The sequence below is a fragment of the Lewinella sp. IMCC34183 genome (assembly GCF_003390915.1).
GTDB lineage: Bacteria > Bacteroidota > Bacteroidia > Chitinophagales > Saprospiraceae > Neolewinella.
This window is the reverse complement of the sequence record NZ_QMEM01000006.1, coordinates 1-15,142: the sequence shown is the minus strand read 5'-3', so window position 1 is coordinate 15,142 and position 15,142 is coordinate 1. Positions and strand designations below refer to the sequence as shown.

At 61.2% G+C, this 15,142-nt stretch carries 13 protein-coding genes; 11 read left to right on the top strand and 2 right to left on the bottom strand.

What is annotated here, in order from left to right; genetic code table 11:
* Positions 1–31 precede the first annotated feature (31 nt).
* Entirely contained in the window at positions 32–436 is a 405-nt protein-coding gene (locus DQG19_RS13755; RefSeq protein ID WP_116126857.1) for a hypothetical protein, read from the top strand.
* 11 nt (positions 437–447) lie between these two features.
* On the top strand, positions 448–1,614 hold the full coding sequence (locus DQG19_RS13750) for a PLP-dependent transferase (protein ID WP_116126856.1): 1,167 nt from the start codon (positions 448–450) through the stop codon (positions 1,612–1,614).
* 1 nt (position 1,615) lies between these two features.
* On the opposite strand, the gene DQG19_RS13745 is transcribed toward DQG19_RS13750, so the two are convergent.
* A complete protein-coding gene (locus DQG19_RS13745) occupies positions 1,616–2,461 on the bottom strand; it encodes a choice-of-anchor V domain-containing protein (protein WP_116126855.1) in 846 nt (281 codons plus the stop codon).
* Between the two features lie 139 nt (positions 2,462–2,600).
* Here DQG19_RS13745 and DQG19_RS13740 point away from each other — a divergent pair, with 139 nt between their 5' ends.
* The 4 genes from DQG19_RS13740 to DQG19_RS13725 are packed head-to-tail and all read left to right on the top strand — an operon-like array spanning position 2,601 to position 7,773.
* Positions 2,601–3,275: a TetR/AcrR family transcriptional regulator gene (locus DQG19_RS13740; protein WP_116126854.1), complete on the top strand. Its 675-nt coding sequence runs from the start codon at positions 2,601–2,603 to the stop codon at positions 3,273–3,275.
* A gap of 9 nt (positions 3,276–3,284) precedes the next feature.
* Positions 3,285–4,979, top strand: coding sequence for a peptidase domain-containing ABC transporter (locus DQG19_RS13735; RefSeq protein WP_116126853.1), 1,695 nt, complete (start codon positions 3,285–3,287; stop codon positions 4,977–4,979).
* Positions 4,980–4,990: 11 nt separating this feature from the next.
* Positions 4,991–6,361 (top strand): HlyD family secretion protein, encoded by a 1,371-nt coding sequence (locus DQG19_RS13730; protein ID WP_116126852.1) that lies wholly within the window; start codon positions 4,991–4,993, stop codon positions 6,359–6,361.
* Between the two features lie 8 nt (positions 6,362–6,369).
* Entirely contained in the window at positions 6,370–7,773 is a 1,404-nt protein-coding gene (locus DQG19_RS13725) for a TolC family protein (RefSeq protein WP_198661752.1), read from the top strand.
* On the opposite strand, the gene DQG19_RS13720 is transcribed toward DQG19_RS13725, so the two are convergent.
* Entirely contained in the window at positions 7,667–9,253 is a 1,587-nt protein-coding gene (locus DQG19_RS13720; protein WP_157974506.1) for a hypothetical protein, read from the bottom strand. The two genes, DQG19_RS13725 and DQG19_RS13720, sit on opposite strands and share 107 nt — an antisense overlap.
* Positions 9,254–9,492: 239 nt before the next feature.
* On the opposite strand from DQG19_RS13720, the gene DQG19_RS13715 reads away from it, so the two are divergent.
* The 5 genes from DQG19_RS13715 to DQG19_RS13695 all read left to right on the top strand — a co-directional run bounded on the left by DQG19_RS13715 (position 9,493) and on the right by DQG19_RS13695 (position 14,534).
* Entirely contained in the window at positions 9,493–9,831 is a 339-nt protein-coding gene (locus DQG19_RS13715) for a P-II family nitrogen regulator (RefSeq protein ID WP_116126849.1), read from the top strand.
* 133 nt (positions 9,832–9,964) lie between these two features.
* Entirely contained in the window at positions 9,965–11,245 is a 1,281-nt protein-coding gene (locus DQG19_RS13710; RefSeq protein WP_116126848.1) for an ammonium transporter, read from the top strand.
* Positions 11,246–11,379: 134 nt separating this feature from the next.
* Positions 11,380–12,528, top strand: coding sequence for an outer membrane beta-barrel protein (locus DQG19_RS13705; protein ID WP_116126847.1), 1,149 nt, complete (start codon positions 11,380–11,382; stop codon positions 12,526–12,528).
* Positions 12,529–12,648: 120 nt separating this feature from the next.
* On the top strand, positions 12,649–13,665 hold the full coding sequence (locus DQG19_RS13700; protein ID WP_116126846.1) for a glutamine synthetase beta-grasp domain-containing protein: 1,017 nt from the start codon (positions 12,649–12,651) through the stop codon (positions 13,663–13,665).
* Between the two features lie 164 nt (positions 13,666–13,829).
* Positions 13,830–14,534 carry a hypothetical protein gene (locus DQG19_RS13695; RefSeq protein WP_116126845.1) on the top strand — a complete coding sequence of 235 codons (705 nt, stop codon included), beginning with the start codon at positions 13,830–13,832 and terminating at the stop codon, positions 14,532–14,534.
* The last annotated feature ends 608 nt before the right edge of the window (positions 14,535–15,142 follow it).

Below are 15,142 nucleotides of genomic sequence, written 5' to 3'. Positions count from 1 at the left end.
AATCGGCCCCCGCGGCGTCAATCCTGTTCCTATGCGCTACCTGATCATCTTACTTGCGCTGGCCTGTGCGTCGGCCTGCACGCCCACCCGCGACGCTTCCGCGGCAGCTACTACCACGCCCGCGACCACCACGCCCGATGCGCCCAGTTACGCCGGTGAGTGGGACGTGACCGTAAGCGATACGCCGGCCGGCACGGTGCGCGGAACGCTGGTCCTTTCGGAAGGAGACGACGGCCTGGAAGGAGTATTCGTCGTCGAGGATGCGGAAACCAAGCTCCGCTCCGTAAGCGCGACCGACGCGGGGCTCAAGCTCTCGTTCTACTCCAGCCAGTACAACACGGACGTCAACATGGACCTTAAAGGGGCGCCCTCGGAACAGAACCTGATCGGTACCACCCTCGGCAGCTTCCGCACCACCGCCGTGCGCAAGATGTAGTATCATTGCGGATGAACGATGAGCAGCAACCCCAGACCCGCGCGATACGCGGGCAGATGCAGCAGACCGCCTACCGCGAGCACAGTACCCCGCTCTTCCTGACGAGCAGTTTTACCTTCCCCACCGCCGAGGCGATGGCCGATACCTTCGCCGGCCAGGGGGAGGGGATCATTTACAGCCGGTACAATAACCCAAGCGTCGATGAGCTGATCGCCAAGGCCTGCGCGCTGGAGGGCATGGAGGCGGGGTTCGCCACGGCTTCGGGCATGGGGGCGGTTTTCGCCAGCCTCGCCGCCCTGGTCGAACAGGGTGACCACATTCTGGCTACGCGTGCGGTTTTCGGCAGTACCCATCAGATCCTTACCCAGATCCTGCCCAAGTGGGGGGTCACCTTCACCTACGTCGAACCCGATGCCCCCGACGACTGGGCCGCGGCGGTACGCCCGGAAACGAAGCTGTTCGTGACCGAGACGCCGTCCAACCCCGGCCTGCGACTCGTCGACCTGGAGCGGGCAGGTACCTTCTGCCGGACGCACGGGCTGACCTATATCGTCGATAACTGCTTCGCCACTCCCCATCTGCAACGCCCCGGCGACTACGGTGCCGACCTGGTTACTCACTCCGCCACCAAGTGGATGGACGGGCAGGGCCGTGTGCTCGGCGGCCTGCTGCTCGGCACGTCGGAGGTAATGGAACGCGTCATCTTCTTCTGCCGGCATACCGGACCGGCCATGTCCCCCTTCAATGCCTGGGTGATCTCGAAGAGCTTGGAAACCCTGCACATCCGGATGGATGCCCACTGCCGCTCGGCCCTGGAGATGGCCACCTGGCTGGGTGAGCAGCGCGGTGTCGCCCGGGTTCACTATCCCTTTCTCAAAAGCCACCCACAGTACGCCCTCGCCCGACGGCAAATGCGCGCCGGTGGCGGCATCGTGACCTTTGAACTGGAGGGTGGTGTAGCGGCGGCCAGCGGATTGCTGAATGCCGTGCAACTGTGTAGCCGCAGCAGCAACCTCGGAGATACCCGCACCATCCTCACGCACCCGGCCACGACGACCCACAGCAAGCTGACGCCGGAGGAACGGGAAGCCGTAGGCATCTCCGACGGCCTCGTACGGATGAGCGTCGGCCTGGAGGCGGTCGCGGATCTGCAGGCCGACCTGCTGCGCGGGCTCTAAGCTACCGCTTCACCAGCGACGACACGTAACGACGTCCGGAATCGTCCGTAATCACGAGGCGGTAGGTTCCCGCCGGCCGGCCGGTTAGTTCGGCGGTCAGGGACCCGGCGGCGCGGGTGGCACGTTCGAGCAGGCGCCCATCGGCCCCGTACAGCTGCGTGTCCACCCACCCGGTCACCTCTGCGGGAAGCTGGATCCGGGTAGTGCCGTAGAACGGGTTGGGGAAGGCGCGTACCGCCTCCGGCGTGCGACCGGCATCCGCGGTAGCGGTGGTGGCATCCTCGGAAAGCGTGAGCAGGAGGGGGGCCGTAGACCCGTTATCCCCACTGGTGCCTCCGTTGTCGTTTACGGTATTGCCGACGAGATAAACCGATACCTCGCCGGTGCCGGCTTCCGGGGCCGTCCAGTCGAAGGAGAATAAGCTGTCCTGATTGACGGCCTGGTGCTCGGCGTAAACGCGCCCGTCCGATAGGGTAGATATCTGGGTGAAATCGGCCGCCTCGCCCAGGGTGCCGGCGGTGGTGGAGGCGGAGTTCAGGAATTGCGCCTGAAAGCCGTATCCGTTGGCGGTGCCCGTGCCGGGCCGGACGGCTACCGTGACCCGGTAGGTTTGCCCCGGACGGTATGCGGTCGGGGTGCTGCCATCAAACCGGAGGGCCAGCCGGGGTTCGCCGAAGGTGCCGCCCCCGTGACAAATGCTGCAGGTACCCTCGGTACCTCCGCCGGAGGACGGAGCACCGGTATAGCCGCGTGCGCCCGAGGCGGCAGGACCGCCAGAAAAGGCCAGGAGAGCCAGGCTGAGCCCACCAACGAGGAAGGGGAGAATGGAGCGTAGAGATATTTTCATGAGGGAAAGGTGAAGTGAGGAGGTACTCGATCAACGCGGCTACTCAATGTAATAATACTGTCAGCGGACAACTTTTATTTCTCCGGCGTAGTTTCGGAAATAATAGTATTACTATTAACCAGCTAATCCCCAACTGGCCATGCACTCTTTCGATGGTAAGATCACGATCGGAATCTCCGAGACGTTGTTTCTCAAGGATCCCGAGACGAGTGATCTTGGGCGGCGCATCGTCACGGGCAGCATCGAATTGATCGACGAGATTGGGTTGGACAGTTTCACCTTCCGCAAGCTGAGCCAGCTCGTGGGGACCACCGAGGCCTCGGTCTACCGGTACTTCGAGAACAAGCACAAGTTACTGCTGTACCTGGTTATGTGGTACTGGGGCTGGATGGAGTACCGGCTGGCTTTTCTGCTGGCCAACGTGCCCTCCGCCGAGGAACGGCTGAAGCGATCCATACGCCTGCTCACCGAGGAGGTAATGGAGGACAGCAGCTTTTCCCACATTAACGAAGTGAAGCTCAACCGGATCGTCGTCGCCGAGAGCCTGAAGTCTTTCCTTACCCGGGAGGTCGAGCAGGACAATAAGGAGGGCGCCTTCCACTACTACAAGCAGCTGGTGGAGCGCGTGGGGGCCATCGTGCTCGAGCTCCAACCCGATTTCGCCTACCCCCACATGCTGGTCAGCACCATCATCGAGGGCGGGCACCTACAACGCTACTTCGCCGCCCACCTGCCCCGCATCACCGATGCCCGGCAGGGTGAGGACTCGGTGGTTTGCTTCTTTACCGACCTGGCATTCAAAACCTTACGCTAATTCCTCCCCATGGCCGCTCTTAATTCGGAACTCTCTCCCCTGCAGCGTTTCTGGGGACTCCTCAAGCCCGACCGACAGGAAGTACGCAACGTCTGGGTGTACGCCTTCTTTGCCGGGGTGGTCAATTTGTCGCTGCCCCTGGGCATCCAGGCGATCGTCAACCTTATCATGGGCGGGCGTACCAGTACGGCCTGGCTCGTGCTCGTAGGGTTGGTAGCCTTCGGTATCGCCGTGATCGGCGTGCTCCAGATCCAGCAGATGCGCATCGTGGAGAACCTGCAGCAAAAAATATTCAGCCGGGCCGCCTTCGAGTTCGCTTACCGTATTCCCCGGGTGCGTACCGACGTGATGTATAATTACTATGGCCCCGAGCTCATGAACCGGTTCTTCGACGTACTCACGGTACAGAAAGGACTATCGAAGATTCTGATCGACTTCTCGGTTGCCAGTTTTCAGGTGGTCTTCGGCTTGCTACTCCTGTCGGTATACCACCCCTTCTTCATCGCTTTCGGGGTCGTATTGGTGGGGCTGGTGGGGCTCATCTTTCTGTTCACCGCCCGCCGCGGCCTCACGACCAGCCTCACGGAATCCAAGCATAAGTACGCCGCCGTACACTGGCTCGAGGAACTGGCCCGTACCGCGAGTACCTTCAAACTGGCCGGTCGCACCGATATGGCAATGAACCGCGTGGACCGCCACGTCGACAGCTACCTCGAGGCGCGCGAGAGCCACTTCGCCGTACTCATCCGGCAGTACGGCCTGCTGGTGATATTCAAGGTAATCGTGGCCCTGGGCCTGCTGGCCATCGGCGGCATCCTCGTCATGGAGGAGCGGATGAACATCGGACAGTTTATCGCCGCGGAAATCATCATCCTGTTCGTCATGTCGTCGGTTGAGAAACTGATCCTGTCGCTCGAAACCATCTACGACGTCCTCACCGGCCTGGAGAAGATCGGACAGGTGACCGACCTGCGACTGGATACCGTGAAAGAAGACGGCGCCGTACTCCTGCCTACCTCGGAGGAAGGGCTGGAGGTGCGCCTCGACGGGGTGACCTTCTGCTACCCCGACAGCTCGGAAAAGACCCTCGATAACCTCACCTTCCGCGCCACGCCCGGCGAGCGGGTAATGGTTGCCGGGCCCAACGGGGCGGGAAAGAGTACGCTGCTCTACCTGGTCGCCGGCCTTTTCGATACCGAAAGTGGCGCGCTCTCCTACAACGGCTTGCCACGCAATAACCTCGGCCTGGAGTCGCTGCACTCCGTGATCGGGGCCTGCTTCAAGCAGGGAGAGCTCTTCGAGGGAACGGTGCTGGAGAACATCACGATGGGCCGCGAGCGGGCCACCTTCGACAACGTCAAATGGGCGGTGCATGAGCTTGGCCTCGACGACACCATCCGTCACCTGCCCGAAGGATACGAGACAAAGCTCAATCCCACCGGTGACCGCCTGCCCCGCAGTATCGTCCAACGTCTGTTGCTGGCGCGCGCCATCGTCGACCGGCCCCGCTTGCTGCTCCTCGAGAACTCCTTCGAGGCAATCAACCGCAACGAACGCCACGCCATCATTGACTTCATGACCGACCGCAGCCATCCCTGGACGCTGATTGCCGTTAGCGGCAACCGCTACCTGGCTTCCCGCTGTGACCGCGTCGTAGAAATGGCTAACGGCGCCCTGCACGAAACCCTCACGAAACCTAACTGACCCACCCCACTATGCTCAACATCAGCCTGAACTCGGTAGGTCGCTACATCGATCGTACCCGCTATACCTCCCTCAACCACGTGGAGAGCCGCGCCTCCGGGCGGGTCCTGCTACGCCTGCTCCTGATCTTTTCCGGTCTGTTCGTGGTGTGCCTGTTCCTGCCCTGGACGCAGCACATCCGCGCTACGGGCACGGTGACCACCCTGCAGCCCAACCAGCGCCCCCAGATGGTGGAAACCGTCATTGGCGGACAGATCGCCAACTGGCACGTACGCGAGGGCGCTTTCGTGGAGGCCGGCGACACCATCCTGCGCCTCACGGAAACCAAAGACCAGTATTTCGATACCAGCCTGCTGGACCGTACCCGCAGCCAGGTGCTGGCCAAGGAAATGAGCGTGCAATCGTACCAGTCCAAGATCGGTGCTCTCGGGGATCAGATGTCGGCCCTGCGTGAATCGGGGCGGCTGCGCACCGAGCAGGCTCGCAACAAGCTTCGCCAGGCCGAACTTACCGTGGCCAGCGACAGCATGGACCTCGAGGCCACCCGCCTCAATACCCAGGTGGCCGAGCAGCAGTACCGCCGGATGGAGGAACTGTACGACCAGGGACTGAAGTCACTCACCGATCTCGAAAACCGCCGGGTCGTCTATCAGGAGGCCCAGGCCAAACTGATCAGCGCCGAAAACCAGCTGTTGGCCTCCCGCAACGACGTGATCAACGCACAGGTAGAACTCAACGCCATCCAGGCAAAGCTGCGCGATGACCTGGCCAAGGCCAGCTCGGATATGTTTACGGCCCGGTCGGGGCAATTCGACGCGGAAGCCGGAGTGGCAAAACTCGAAAGCGAGTTCAGCAACTACGAGCGGCGTACCGACCTCTACATCGTCCGTGCCCCCCAGGCGGGGTACGTGACGGAGATTATGGCCGCGGGCATCGGGGAAACGGTATCGCCGGGCCAGCAGGTAGTGACGATCGTCCCGGCCAATTACGACCTCGCCGTGGAAATTTACGTGCGGCCCATCGACCTCCCCCTGCTCGACTCCGGGCAGACCGTCAACATCCAGTTTGACGGCTGGCCCTCCATCGTATTCTCCGGCTGGCCGGGGACGAGTTACGGTACCTACCGGGGCACCGTGGTCGCCATCGACCGCGTCATCAACGCCTCGGGGCAATACCGCGTAATGGTGGCCCCGGATGCCACCGACGAAGACTGGCCGGACGCCCTGCGCGCCGGCGCCGGAGCCACCGCCCTGGTCCTGCTGAAGGACGTACCGATCTGGTACGAGCTCTGGCGGAAGATCAACGGCTTTCCACCCGACCGCTACGTATCCAATGCAGACACCGCACCCGCGGCCCCGCCCAAGATCAAGGTGCCTAAATGACGCACGCCGTGAAGTATTTACTAGTCCTGTTTCTCAGCCTGCCGCTGTACTTGGCGGCCCAGGAATTGCCTACCGTGCTGCGGGAGGACGAGTTCCTCTCGCTGGTGGCGGAGCACCACCCGCTCGCCGTACGTGCCGACCTGCAGCGCGATCGCGCGGAGGCCGTACTCCGGCAGGCCCGTGGCGGTTTTGACCCCTATCTCTACGGCGATTTGGCGCAGAAGTACTTCAAGGGTACGCGGTACTATAGCGTGGCCGAGGGCGGGCTGTCCGTGCCTACCTGGTTCGGCGTGCAGCTGAAGGCCGCCTACGAGCGTAACGAGGGCTACTACCTGAACCCCGAGCATACCGTGCCCGAGGGGGGGCTGTTCGCGGCCGGCCTGTCGGTGTCCCTCGGGCAGGGCCTGCTCTTCGACGAGCGCCGCGCGGAGTTGCGGCGGGCCGAGGTATTCCAGCGCGCCAGCGAGGCGGAGCGGCAGATTCAGCTCAACAAACTGCTCTTCGACGCCGGCAAGCTGTACTGGGACTGGGCGGGAGCGCAGGGTGCGGTGCAGGTGTACGCAGAGGCGGTCGAACTGGCTACCACCCGCTACGAGTTCGTGGTCGAGAGCGCCCGCCTGGGTGCCCTGCCGGCCATCGATACCCTGGAGGCAGGCATCCTCCTGCAGAACCGGGAACTGGGTCTGCAGACCGCCCGCCTCGACTTGGCCAACGCCACGGCCGCCCTCAACGCCTTCCTGTGGATCGATGGCGTGGTGCCCCTGGAGCTGGAGCCAACGGCCCGCCCCCCCGAGCCCGCCTCCGTGGAAATTGCACCCGTAGCCGTACTGCCGACGCCGCCGGCTCATCCGCTCATCGCCCAGCAGCGACTGAACCTGGAGACCTATGAAATTGACCAGCGGCTGCAACGCGAGCAGCTAAAACCCCGGATCGACGTTTCCTACAACGCGCTCATGGCCGGTAACGCCGACCGCCCCCTCGAAGACTATTCGGCGGGTAACTACAAGTGGGGGGTGACCTTTAAGCAGTCGCTGCTGCTGCGCAAGGAGCGGGGCAAGCTGCAACTGACGCAGATCAAGCTGAGCGAGGCCCGCCTGAAACTGAGCGACCAGATCGCCGACCTGGGCGCGCAGGTCGTGCAGGCCGAGAGCGAAGTCAACGTTACCGTGTCACAGTACGCGCTGGCCCGCCGCAACGCCGAGGACTACGAAGTACTGCTCGCCGGAGAACGGGAATTATTTCAGGCGGGGGAGAGCTCTCTCTTCCTGGTCAACAACCGCGAGGTTTCCTTCATAGAGGCCAACCTCAAGCAGTTGGAGCTGATGGTAAAACACCGTAAGGCACGTCTGGCCCGGAATTTTGCCCTGGGGCGGACGTTTCCACCGGCAGATGGTGGCGGACCCATTGAGTAAGATCGAGGTAGAGCAGGGCTTTGTGCTCGTAGGGATCGCGTGCCGCGGTGGCGCGTAACTTCTCGTCGAGGTCGACGAAGACCTCGCGGTGCTCGCTTTCCACCAGCTTGATGAGTTTGCGCAGGCTGGCGGTGGCCAGGCGGTGAATGCGGGCGGTATCGGTACTTTTGCGCATCTGCCGGGCGAAGTTCGTCAGGTGATAGTCCACCAGGGCGCGGTTGCCCAGTTCATAGTGGCACAGCAGGTGCAACAGGCGGGCGTTGAGTTGGAGGTCCTCCCGCAGTACGCCCGACTTCATATTGATAATATCGTTGAGGTAGTCCAGGGCTTCCTCGTACTTCCGCAGTACGAAGCAGGCCGCCGCGAACTTGAACAGGAACAGACCCCAGCGGTGCTCGGTGGGCTGGAAGTCTCCACTCACGTAGCTTTCGCGGATGGCGCCCAGGGCTTCGTAGGCGGCCGGCCAGTCGCCGCGGACGAAGTGCAGGTTCAGCGTCATCAGCCCCGCGTAGGTGCGGCCCACGAGCTGGCTGTTTTCGTTGAGCAGTACCTGTTCGTCGTTAAGGAAACGGTTGATGTTCTCGAGGTAGCGGCCCAGGCGGGTATGCTCGCCGCTCAGGTACGAAAGGATAGACACGTAATAGAGGCAGCGAACGAAGAGGTCGGGGTCCTTTACCGTCATGTGCGAACTCAGGCGGAAGAGGGTCAGCGCATTCAGGGCGGACTCAAGCGCATCCGAGAAGTCGAGCTGGATGTAGTGGTACCACATCGAAGCCTGGAAGCGGTTGATTTTTTGGTAGAAGGTGGTCGAGACGGTCTCCCGGTCGAAGCGGTAGGTCTGGATGCTTTTCCAGAATTCCTCGTTGGCGCGGCGGTCGGCATCGCTACGGCTGTGGCCGGTCTCGATGTAGCGCCCGTGGATCTGAATGTTGAGGTTGAAGAGCTCACTGGTGTTGAGCACGCTGTAGCTGCGCTCGGCGGACTCGTTGAGCAGGAGGTCCATCTTGTTGTCGATCTGCCGCGACAGCGTGATGTGGCGCGACTCGATGAGCTTCTGGAACTCGAGGATCTCCAGGTGGAGTAGGTCCCGGTGGTGGTCCACGGCCTTCCCCTTGGCGCGTTCGAGGGAGCGCAGGGCGTCGAGGTAGAGCCCCTTTCCGTACAGGATGTGGCTGAAATCGATCTGCTCGCGCAATTCGATGTCGATCTCCTTGTTAATGTAAATGAGCCGCAGGCTGGTCATGACCTGCTGGTAAAGGTGCCGCTTGAGGTTGGAATACTGGCCGGCGCTGAGGTGGAGGCGGCCGGTGATGGCCCCGTCGTCGGGGGCGTCCAGGCGGTCGATCACGTCGAAAAGCTGGATGAACTTGCTGTCGCCGGTAGCGCCGGCGCGGGTGGCATAGAGCTTAAAGTTCCGTTTTTCGGCCTTGTTGAGCGACTTTACGAGTCGCCACAATTGGTCTTTGACGGCCGTTGGCATAGGTAAGCTGAATGTGTTAACTGGTTGAAAATCAGCGGTAAGCAAACTAAGCCGACCGGGTAGGCATCACAGAAGTTCGGAGTATCTCGCTGCGCAAACTGAAGGCCGTAGGTACATATTTGTGCCAACGAAGCAAGGAGACGTCCAACCTTCGCCGAGCCCTTTAACCAGATAGTCTTCCTTCACCTCCTTTCGGGGTCGCGTGCTAACCACCCGGCGGCCCAAAGATAATTACTTCTATGAAGAAGATCGAAGCTATCATCCGACTGTCGCGCTTTGAGAGCATCCGAGATGCCTTGGCCGCCATCGATGTCAATTTCTTTACCCTTACCGAAGTCAAAGGCTTCGGCCTGCAGCGCGGTGAACAGCTTACCTACCGCGGTTCGGTTTACGACGCCGACTACATCGCGCGCTTGCAGCTGGACATTATCGCGCCCGCCGAGAAGGCGGACGCCATCGTAGAGGCCATCGTTTCCTCCGGTCGTACCGGGAAGGTGGGCGACGGCAAGATTATCGTTTACGATCTGGACCGGATCGTTCGTATCCGTACCGGCGAGGAGAACGAGAGCGCCATCTGATCCCCGCTCCCCTCCGAGCGATTTAACCTCCTGATTTAACCCCACTCCTGTTTCCGCTACCTCCTGCGGACGGCCCGTGCTATGTCCCGGCCCGGGAAACTCCCCACATTCACTTACTTAATCACCCACTGCCATGGAAGCTATGTTTACCGTAAACAACCTATGGGTACTGATTGCGACCGCCCTGGTCTTTATCATGCACTTAGGTTTTGCCACCCTTGAGGCCGGCTTCGTTCAGCGTAAGAACGTTGTCAATATTCTCTTCAAGAACTCAATGATCATCAGCATCGGCCTGCTGACCTACTACTTCATCGGTTACAACCTTATGTACCCCGGCGAAGGCTACGAAGGTGGCTTCATCGGTGCCTTCGGACCCATGGACTGGGCCGCCGGCGCTACGGCCGACTACGCCGCCGCCGCCGAGGCGGGCGCCACCTACACCGGCTACACCGACTTCATCTTTCAGGCCATGTTTGCCGCTACCTGTGCCACCATCGTTTCCGGTGCCGTAGCCGAGCGCATCAAGCTGGTACCCTTCCTCATCTTCGCTACGCTCTTCGTAGCCATCAGCTACCCGATCACGGGCATGTGGAAGTGGGGCGGCGGCTGGCTGGACGCCATGGGCTTCTACGATTTTGCCGGCTCCACCCTCGTACATGCCGCCGGTGGCTTCGCCGCCCTGGCCGCCATCATCCTGCTCGGCAGCCGCCGCGGTAAGTACCGCCCCGACGGCAGCGTATCGGCCATCCCCGGCCACAGCATGCCACTGGCTGCCATCGGCGTATTTCTGCTCTGGTTCGGCTGGTTCGGCTTCAACGGCGGATCGGTACTTAGCGCCGACCCTAACGGCGTCAGCCTCGTATTCGTCACCACTTCGCTGGCCGCGGCCGCGGGTGGGGTAGCCGCCTTCTTCATGGGTTACATCATGTTCAAGACCTACGACCTGTCGATGGTACTCAACGGTATCCTCGGCGGACTGGTCGGCATCACCGCCGGCGCTGACCTCATGAGCGGTGGCGAATCCATCCTGATCGGCCTCATCGCCGGTATCATCATCCCGCTCAGCATCGTCTTCTTCGACAAGACCCTCCGCCTGGACGACCCGGTAGGTGCTACCTCCGTACACGGTATGTGCGGCATCTGGGGCACCCTGGCCGTAGGCATCTTCGGCGCCAGCGCCGGCATCGATCAGCTGATCACCCAGCTTATCGGCACCCTGGCGGTCGGCATCTTCTCCTTCGCTACGAGCTTTGCCATCTTCAGCGCCCTCAAGGCCATCATGGGTATCCGCGTCGACGAGGAAGAAGAGATCCGTGGCCTCGACCTCGGCGAGCACGATATGCACGCCTACACCCTGGCCAAGGAGGACGGCGTCTTCCAACTCACCGATTCCGGCAGCAGTGTAGTACGCTAACCAAAAGGTAGTCGGGTAGTACACCAGGAAGGTACTGCCCAAGTACCGACGACAGTGCTACCCGACTACGGTACTACCGTACCAGCCCCCCCTTCTCACTTTACACCCACAGGTATTACCCCAAATCAACTTCGATGAACAATCAACTACTTACCCTTTTTGCCTTCCTGCTCCTACTCGGTCCCGTCGTTTCCGCCCAGGACGTCGACGTGGTCATCATCGAAGAAGAAGAAGAGGAAGAGCGTTCCTTCCAGCTCAGCGGCTACGTTGACGCTTACTTCCAGAACGTATTCAGCGACCCCAACGACGAAACCAGCGGCACGACCCTGGGCTTCCCGACCAGCTTCACGCCGGAGAACCGTGGCTTCAATGTCGGTAACGTGAACCTGCTGGCGGAGAAATCGCTGGGCAAGGTCGGATTCGTCGGCCAGATCGGTTTCGGCCCGCGCGCCATCGACGCCAACCTGGGAAACGACGGTGATTTCGGCTACTACATTCCCAACCTGCAGCAGCTGTACGTCACCTACGCCCCCAGCGACGCCGTGACCTTTACGCTCGGTCAGTTCGGCACCTTTGTTGGCTACGAGGTGATCGACGCTCCGGCCAACGCCAACTACAGCACCAGCTACCTGTTCAGCTACGGTCCCTTCTTCCACACCGGCCTGAAGGCGGACTTCGCCATCACGGAAGGATTCGGTGCCATGCTCGGGATCTTCAACAACACGGACTCCCGCTTCAACGCCCCCGGCTACTACTACGGCGCGCAGCTGAGTGCCGAGAGCGGTGGACTGGCCGCCTACCTGAACTTCCTCTACGGCACCGACGCCAAGGACATAGTCAACGACGACGACGCTACCACCTTCCAGGTCGACCTGACGGCTACCTACGAGGTTAACGACGCCCTCATGTTCGGGATCAACGCTTCCCAGAAAAGCACCCAAAACCTGGTGGGCGATGGTTCGTCCATCGGCGACAGCGACGGCTTCACCGGCGTGGCCCTGTACTCCACCATCGGCATCTCCGAGACCTTCGGTCTTTCGCTGCGCGGTGAGTACTTCCAGGAAAGCGTACCCGAGGGAATCACCGCCGACGGCCGCAGCGTAACCGCGCTCACCGCTACCGGTAACTTCACGGTAGGGGACCTGCGCATCATGCCCGAGTTCCGTCTAGACAGCGGCAGCGACTTCGGTACCACCTATAGCGGAGGCATCATCGACTTCGGCGGAGACGACGAGGACGACAGCGTGGCCTCCTTCATCCTGGCCGCGGTTTACTCCTTCTAACGGGAAACATCACGGCGGCGACCACGTTGCACGGCTTTCCCGTTAACCGCCCTGCACCCGCGGACCCGCCCAACGAGAAACTACTATCACTTAACCTTCTGATTTAACCCACAACCACCTATGGCTACCAAGCACAAACTACAGTACGTATGGCTCGACGGTAACGAGCCCATGCAGACCCTGCGCTGCAAAACCCGCATCGAAGAGGACTTCAGCGGCGATCTCGAGGATTGCCCGATGTGGTCCTTTGACGGATCGAGCACCCAGCAGGCCGAAGGCGGCAGCTCCGACTGCCTGCTGAAGCCGGTCATGATCGTACCCGACCCCCAGCGCAAGAACGGCTTCATCGTCCTCACCGAGGTACTCAGCGCCGACGGCACCCCGCACCCCACCAACGGACGGGCCACCATCGACGACGAGGACCAGGACTTCTGGTTCGGCTTCGAGCAGGAGTACTTCCTGATGGACACCGAAACCGGTAAGCCCCTCGGCTTCCCCGCCGACGGCAGCGACCCCGCCCCCCAGGGACAGTACTACTGCTCCGTGGGCGCCCGCAACGCGTTCGGCCGCGAAATCATCGAGGAGCACCTCGATGCCTGCCTTGATGCCGGACTGAACGTGGAAGGCATCAACGCGGAAGTGGCTCCCGGGCAGTGGGAGTTCCAGACCTTCGCCAAGGGGGCCAAGGAGGCCGGCGACCAGATCTGGATGGCCCGCTTCCTGCTGGAGCGCATCGCCGAGCCCTACGGCGTATACGTCGAGTACCACTGCAAGCCCCTCAAGGGCGACTGGAACGGCTCCGGTATGCACGCCAACTTCTCGAATTCCTTCCTCCGCGACAGCGGCAACCGGGCGGACTACGAGAAGGTCTGCGAAGCTTTCCGCCCCTACGTCAAGGAGCACATCGCCGTTTACGGTCACGACAATCACTTGCGCCTGACCGGTAAGCACGAGACGCAAAGCATCGACCAGTTCAGCTTCGGCGTTTCCGACCGCGGTGCCTCGATCCGCATTCCCATCGCCACCGTCGAGCGCGGCTGGAAGGGATGGCTGGAGGACCGTCGCCCCAATAGCGCCGCCGACCCCTACAAGGTGGCGGCCCGGATCGTGAAGACGGTGAAGCCCGTTTCCAACTAAACTCCCGCTGACCCTTAACCTTCTGTCCGACCCTCACCAAGAAACTTAAGAAGGTTAAATCAGCTCAGGTTCCCTCTTTTGGAACCGTACCGTTTGCCCGGCCCCCCCGATTGGGGGGCCGGGTTTTTTTTTGTGGGGAACGCGGGTGCAGGGTATCTTTCGAAATGGCAGCAAAGGACCGGCCGGCCTTCGGGCAACGCTTCCTGGATTACCTACTGCAGGTGTCCCTCATCATCATCGGACTCATCATCGCCACCAGTGTCGACCGCTGCAACACGGCCCGCAAGGACCGGCACCGGCTCACCGGTTATTACCAGGCTATATATAAGGACCTGGAAGAAGAGCAAAACGCTACCGCGAATAACCTGGGCGACGCTATAAAGGACGTAGCGAATCTGGATGCTGCCATCCGGCGCTTCGGCTACGCGGATCCGGACAGCGCGGTGGCCGGCCTGACCTCGCTCAACGCGGTGCTTCGCAAGGGGGTGTTCCGCACCTTCAGTCCTACTACCTACGATGTCATGCTCAATACGGGAGACATCTCCCTGATCAGGGACATCGAATTGCGGTCCGAACTGGCGGGGGTGTTCGCGTACCGTACGAATATCGTGCGGACCGACCTCGCGGACTACGATGCGCTGGTAGCCGAAACGATCGCAGCCCTTGCCGCCTACATCGACCCGGCCTGTATAGTCGAGTTCAGGGCCGCGGCACCCTGTATTCGCGACGTGGCGGGGTTGGCGGATCACGGGTTGGATAGTCTCGTGCTGTTGAGCCTGGCCGCCCGTGACCGGCTCTTCCACCTGCAACTCGCTGAGGGTGAACTGGAAGCCGTAGCGAAGCGGGTAGGGGAGGTGCTGAAGGATTGACGAAATCGGCAGCGCGGGGCAAAAATGTGGCGTAATGCTTGCGTAGGTCTGCCGGAGGGACGTATCTTTGCCTTCCCGCAAACGAATAGTGAGCGATCCAAACCGGACCTTTTCCAAGGCGCCGGTTCAACCTTCCAGATTACTGATTCCTTTACACCGCCTGTGGCAACGGTCACAGCGATAGGGAAGCGTCGCCGGAAGGATTTTGCTTCGAAGCCTTTTCAGATATTTCTTCTGATTCGGTTGCAGGAGTGAAAGCGATCGATGTACCTTTGCGGCCCCCACGAACGAGTGGGGATTTGAGTTGAGCGGTTAGAAAGTGATTTTGAGAAATTTTGCTTTCAAACTTGCACAGTTCAAAAACTTGCTGTACTTTTGCAGCCGCTTCGGAAACGGGGCGAACAAAAACGATAAAAAGCCGGTTTCGCGGCGCGGGTCCATGGGGACTGATGCGGTGCGGAGTTGGGGTTCTCAGCGGAGAGCCTGCACCGGCGACACGATCTTTGACATCAATGGCAGGCGAGGTTCAACGCCGTAGATTAACGAATACGACCGAGCCCATGTTAGCTACGCTGTACGTCTGTACGGCGTGCTCGGATGGGAGCGAC